We start from the raw sequence: 4,286 nt of genomic DNA, 5'->3' as shown, positions 1-4,286 counted from the left end.
GCGCAACAGCCATGGTCGGCGAAAGACCGGGGGTAGCCCCAAGAATGAGGCCCCCGATCGTGCCAAGCAACAGCAGCCCAAAATTGATGGGCGTGAACACGTCACCAAAATAATAGAGGAATTCCATCAAGGCCTCCCAACCCGTCGGACTTTTATTGACTTCCAAGGCTAGGCGATGAAAATAGTTTTGCAAACGTTTTCATAAAATCGTGAAAAGGACGTCATAAATGTCTGACAAACAAAGTAAAAATGCAGACATCGTTGATGTAGCAAAGGCCGCGAAGGTGTCGATCTCGACAGTGTCGCGCGCCTATAACCACCCCGAATTGGTGAACCCGGCGACTCGCAAAAAGATCGACGCCGCCGTGCGCCGCCTCGGCTATATCCGCAACCGCGCGGCCCAGACGATCCACGGGATTCGCAGCGGCACCATCGGATTGGTGGTGCCGACAATTGACCACGCAATCTTTGCCGAGGTGATCCAGGCCTTTTCGGATGCGGTCGAGGACCATGGCTTTACCATTCTCGTCGCCTCGCACGGATATGACCTTGAGCGCGAATACGGCGTGTTGCGGAAATTCCTTGAACATCGCGTCGATGGGGTTGCGCTGATCGGGCTCGATCATTCGGCCGAAAGCTATACCCTGATCGAACGTCAGAACATTCCTGCGATCTCGATCTGGAACTACAGCGCCACCTCGGCCCTGCCTTCGATCGGCGCCGACAACCGGCACGCCGGAGAGCTGGCAGCACGCCACCTAGTCGATCTCGGGCATCGCGACATCGGCATGGTCTTTCCCCCGACCGCGGACAACGACCGCGCCCGCGACCGCCAAAAGGGTGCGATGTCGGTGCTAAAGACCCTGTCCCGTCCAATTCCAGACGACTGGATTGTCGAGGCCCCCTACAGCATCGCCGAGGCCAAGGAGGCGGTGATGCGCATGCTGGACCATGGCCCCCTGCCGACGGCGCTGTTGTGTGGCAATGATGTGCTGGCGGTCGGGGCAATCTATGCGGCGATGCGATCGGGCCTTGCGGTGCCTGACGACATCTCGATCATCGGAATCGGCGATTTCAAAGGCTCCCGCGAGATGGAACCGGGCCTGACCACCGTGCGCCTGCCGGCGCGCGACATCGGCAAGTTGGCCGGCCGGGAACTTGCCCGGCTGGTTACAAAGGAAAGCACGCAAATTCAACACAATAGCTGTGATATCTCGGTCGTGGAACGCAAGACCTGTCGCAGGATCGTGAGCGTCTAGACCAGGGCGCGTCGCCAGCGGTGCATCACGTCGCCCCCCACGTCGCGGGTCTCGATCAGGGTAAAGCGGGCGGCCTCTTCCAGCCGCGCCAGCCCCAGGGCCCCCACCCCCGGCAGGCCCTCGGCCCCGATGGCAAGACCCGCGGTGAACCCGACCAGTTCATCCACAAGCCCGGCCGACAGCAGGGAGGCGGCCAGCGATCCGCCGCCTTCGCAAAACACCCGCGTCAGGCCCTGCGCGCCAAGTTCGCTCAGCACCGAGGCCATATCCATCTGCCCTGCCCGAACCGCACAGGGCACAAGCCGCGCGCCGATGCCTGTCCAGGCCTCTGTCAGGGCGCTGTCGGTCTCGGGGCCATGGCAAAGCCAGAGCGGCACATCCCGTGCCGTGCGCGCCAGGTTGGACATCAGCGGCACATCAAGGCGGCGCGACACCACCACGCGCACCGGCTGGCGGCGCTCGCCCATGTCGCGCACATTCAGCGTCGGATCATCGGCGCGCGCCGTGCCCGCCCCCACCATGACCGCATCATGACGCGCGCGCAGGCCATGCACCGCACGTCGTGCCTGCGCACCGGTGATCCACTGGCTGTGGCCCGTGGCGGTGGCAATGCGCCCGTCAAATGACGCCGCCAGCTTGAGCGTCAGCCAGGGCCGCCCCAATTCGTTGCGCATGATGAACCCGGCCAGATCGCGCCCCGCGTCATCGGCCATCACCCCGGTGGTGACCTCGATCCCCGCCGCACGCAGCATCGCAAAACCCCGCCCCGAGACCCGCGCGTCATTGTCGTCAAACGGCGCCACGACGCGCGCGACGCGCGCCTCGATCAGCGCCTCGGCGCAGGGCGGCGTCTCGCCGTGATGGGCACAGGGTTCAAGCGTGACATAGGCGGTGGCGCCGCGCGCCGCCTCGCCCGCCTGCTCAAGCGCGCGCGTTTCGGCATGGGGGCGCCCGCCCGGCGCGGTCCAGCCACGCCCGACGATCCGACCTTCGCGCACGATCACACAGCCTACGGCAGGATTTGGAAAACACTGCCCCTGCCCCCGCCGACCAAGCGACAGGGCCAAGGCCATAAAGCGGGCGTCAGGCCCGGTCACGCGTCCGGTTTGGGTTTGATGACCGCATCTTCGGGGCGCAACTCACTGACAAATTTGTCAAAATCATCCGCCGCCTGAAAGTTCTTATAGACGCTGGCAAAGCGTACATAGGCCACGGTATCGATCCGCGCCAGACTTTCCATTACGATCTCGCCCACGGTTTTCGAGGGAATATCCGTTTCGCCCATGCTTTCCAGACGCCGCACGATGCCGCTGATCATCTGTTCGATCCGCTCAGGCTCGATCGGGCGTTTCTGAAGCGCGATACGGATCGAGCGTTCAAGCTTGTCCCGGTCAAAATCTTCGCGGCGGCCATTGCTTTTCACCACCACAAGATCGCGCAGCTGCACGCGCTCATAGGTCGTAAAACGTCCGCCACAGGCCGGGCAAAACCGCCGGCGCCGGATCGAGACGTGATCTTCGGCGGGGCGTGAATCTTTTACCTGAGTGTCAATATTTCCGCAAAACGGGCAGCGCATCGGCCGTCCCCCTTTTTTGTCCTTGCCTCTTTGATCATGGGTCTGTTGCCCAAGTTATCCACAGCCACTATAGGACAGCCGCAAAGTTTTGGGTAGAGGGGATTTTACGCCGCTAGATAGGCCGCCACATGTCGCGTATGGGGCGCATTTCTGTGCTCGAAAACATAAATGCCCTGCCATGTGCCAAGTTGCATGCGGCCATTTACCACCGGAATCGACAGGCTGACGGGCATCATCGCAGCCTTGATATGGGCGGGCATGTCATCGGGGCCTTCATAGGTATGCGTCAGATAGGCCATGCCGGGGTCACTTGTCGGCGGCACCAGACGCGCGAAAAAGGCGCGCAAATCGTCCTGCACCTCGGGGTCGGCATTTTCCTGCATCAGCAGACTGGCCGACGTGTGGCGAATGAAAAGCGTCAGCAAACCTTCGCCGCGCACCCATCCCGCCACCTGATCGGTGAATTCGTAAAGGCCCTGGCCATGGGTCGTGATGTCAAAGGTGGTGCGCATCCCCACAGGCTGCGCCAGTTTACCGTCGGGCTCAAGCCTCTTTGCCCCTGTCACCGCGCGGCACCAGAAAAAACGCGCCGCCCGATTGGACGCCGCGTTGTGCGTGCTTGCCTGAGGCGCATGGGCTGTCACCCGCCCAGCGGAGTTACCAGCTTAGCGGAAGATCCTGTCGCCTAGGTCGTCGATGGCCTGTTTCGCCTTGCGTATCGAAAACGCCGCGGCCTCATCACGATTGAGAACCGCATCGGCGCGCAGCAGGTGATGCACCTTCACCTCGCCCCCGATCTCTTTTTCGATGCGCGCGCCCACCCGGTATCCGCCCTCGCCCGATTGCGGCTCTGCCATGATGCGGAAACCCTTGTAGATTTCCGACTTGGCTTCAGGCTTGGCGTCGCTGCCACCAGCGCCACCGCCGAACAGTTTGGACCAAAGCGACATGCCGCGCCTACTGATCGAGGAACGACCGCAACTTGCGCGACCGGCTCGGGTGCTTGAGTTTGCGCAGCGCCTTGGCCTCGATCTGGCGAATACGTTCGCGGGTCACAGAGAACTGCTGGCCGACCTCTTCAAGGGTGTGATCGGTGTTCATGCCGATGCCAAAGCGCATCCGCAACACCCGCTCTTCGCGCGGCGTAAGCGACGACAGAACCCGCGTCGTGGTTTCCTTGAGGTTGTCCTGAATCGCCGAATCAAGCGGCAGGATCACGTTCTTGTCCTCGATGAAATCGCCAAGCTGACTGTCTTCTTCGTCACCGATCGGGGTTTCAAGCGAGATCGGTTCCTTGGCGATTTTCATCACCTTGCGGACCTTTTCAAGCGGCATCTGAAGCTTTTCAGCGAGTTCCTCGGGCGTGGGCTCGCGGCCGATTTCATGCAGCATCTGGCGGCCTGTGCGCACCAGTTTGTTGATCGTCTCGATCATATGCACCGGAATTCGGA

Annotated in this window: 6 protein-coding genes; 1 reads left to right on the top strand and 5 read right to left on the bottom strand. The window is 61.9% G+C overall.

Annotated elements, in window-relative coordinates; all coding sequences use genetic code 11:
- The first annotated feature begins 227 nt into the window (after positions 1-227).
- Positions 228-1,259, top strand: a complete 1,032-nt coding sequence (locus tag QZ522_RS18115) for a LacI family DNA-binding transcriptional regulator (RefSeq protein WP_294614896.1) — start codon at positions 228-230, stop codon at positions 1,257-1,259.
- Here QZ522_RS18115 and ribD read toward each other — a convergent pair.
- The 5 genes from ribD to QZ522_RS18090 form a co-directional block, all read right to left on the bottom strand.
- On the bottom strand, positions 1,256-2,332 hold the full coding sequence (ribD, locus tag QZ522_RS18110; RefSeq protein WP_294614902.1) for a bifunctional diaminohydroxyphosphoribosylaminopyrimidine deaminase/5-amino-6-(5-phosphoribosylamino)uracil reductase RibD: 1,077 nt from the start codon (positions 2,330-2,332) through the stop codon (positions 1,256-1,258). The two genes, QZ522_RS18115 and ribD, sit on opposite strands and share 4 nt — an antisense overlap.
- A gap of 20 nt (positions 2,333-2,352) precedes the next feature.
- On the bottom strand, positions 2,353-2,835 hold the full coding sequence (gene nrdR, locus QZ522_RS18105; RefSeq protein WP_294614893.1) for a transcriptional regulator NrdR: 483 nt from the start codon (positions 2,833-2,835) through the stop codon (positions 2,353-2,355).
- A 104-nt stretch (positions 2,836-2,939) separates the two neighbouring features.
- A complete protein-coding gene (locus QZ522_RS18100; RefSeq protein WP_294614899.1) occupies positions 2,940-3,347 on the bottom strand; it encodes a secondary thiamine-phosphate synthase enzyme YjbQ in 408 nt (135 codons plus the stop codon).
- Positions 3,348-3,500: 153 nt separating this feature from the next.
- The gene (locus QZ522_RS18095) at positions 3,501-3,785 is read right to left on the bottom strand and encodes an HlyU family transcriptional regulator (protein WP_294614890.1); all 285 of its coding nucleotides are present in this window, start codon (positions 3,783-3,785) and stop codon (positions 3,501-3,503) included.
- Positions 3,786-3,792: 7 nt separating this feature from the next.
- The coding region (locus QZ522_RS18090) for a sigma-70 family RNA polymerase sigma factor (RefSeq protein WP_294614888.1) at positions 3,793-4,286 on the bottom strand (494 nt) is incomplete at its 5' end.

The sequence above is a fragment of the uncultured Roseovarius sp. genome (assembly GCF_913054395.1).
Classification (GTDB): Bacteria; Pseudomonadota; Alphaproteobacteria; order Rhodobacterales; family Rhodobacteraceae; genus Roseovarius.
The sequence above is the reverse complement of the archived record's forward strand: the minus strand, read 5'-3'. Positions and strand labels throughout refer to the sequence as shown.

Bases quoted from the DNA above. Each gene is read 5' to 3' on its own strand.
- QZ522_RS18115 (WP_294614896.1), top strand. From the start codon at position 228: ATGTCTGACAAACAAAGTAAAAATGCAGACATCGTTGATGTAGCAAAG.
- ribD (WP_294614902.1), bottom strand. From the start codon at position 2,332: ATGGCCTTGGCCCTGTCGCTTGGTCGGCGGGGGCAGGGGCAGTGTTTT.
- nrdR (WP_294614893.1), bottom strand. From the start codon at position 2,835: ATGCGCTGCCCGTTTTGCGGAAATATTGACACTCAGGTAAAAGATTCA.
- QZ522_RS18100 (WP_294614899.1), bottom strand. From the start codon at position 3,347: ATGCGCACCACCTTTGACATCACGACCCATGGCCAGGGCCTTTACGAA.
- QZ522_RS18095 (WP_294614890.1), bottom strand. From the start codon at position 3,785: ATGTCGCTTTGGTCCAAACTGTTCGGCGGTGGCGCTGGTGGCAGCGAC.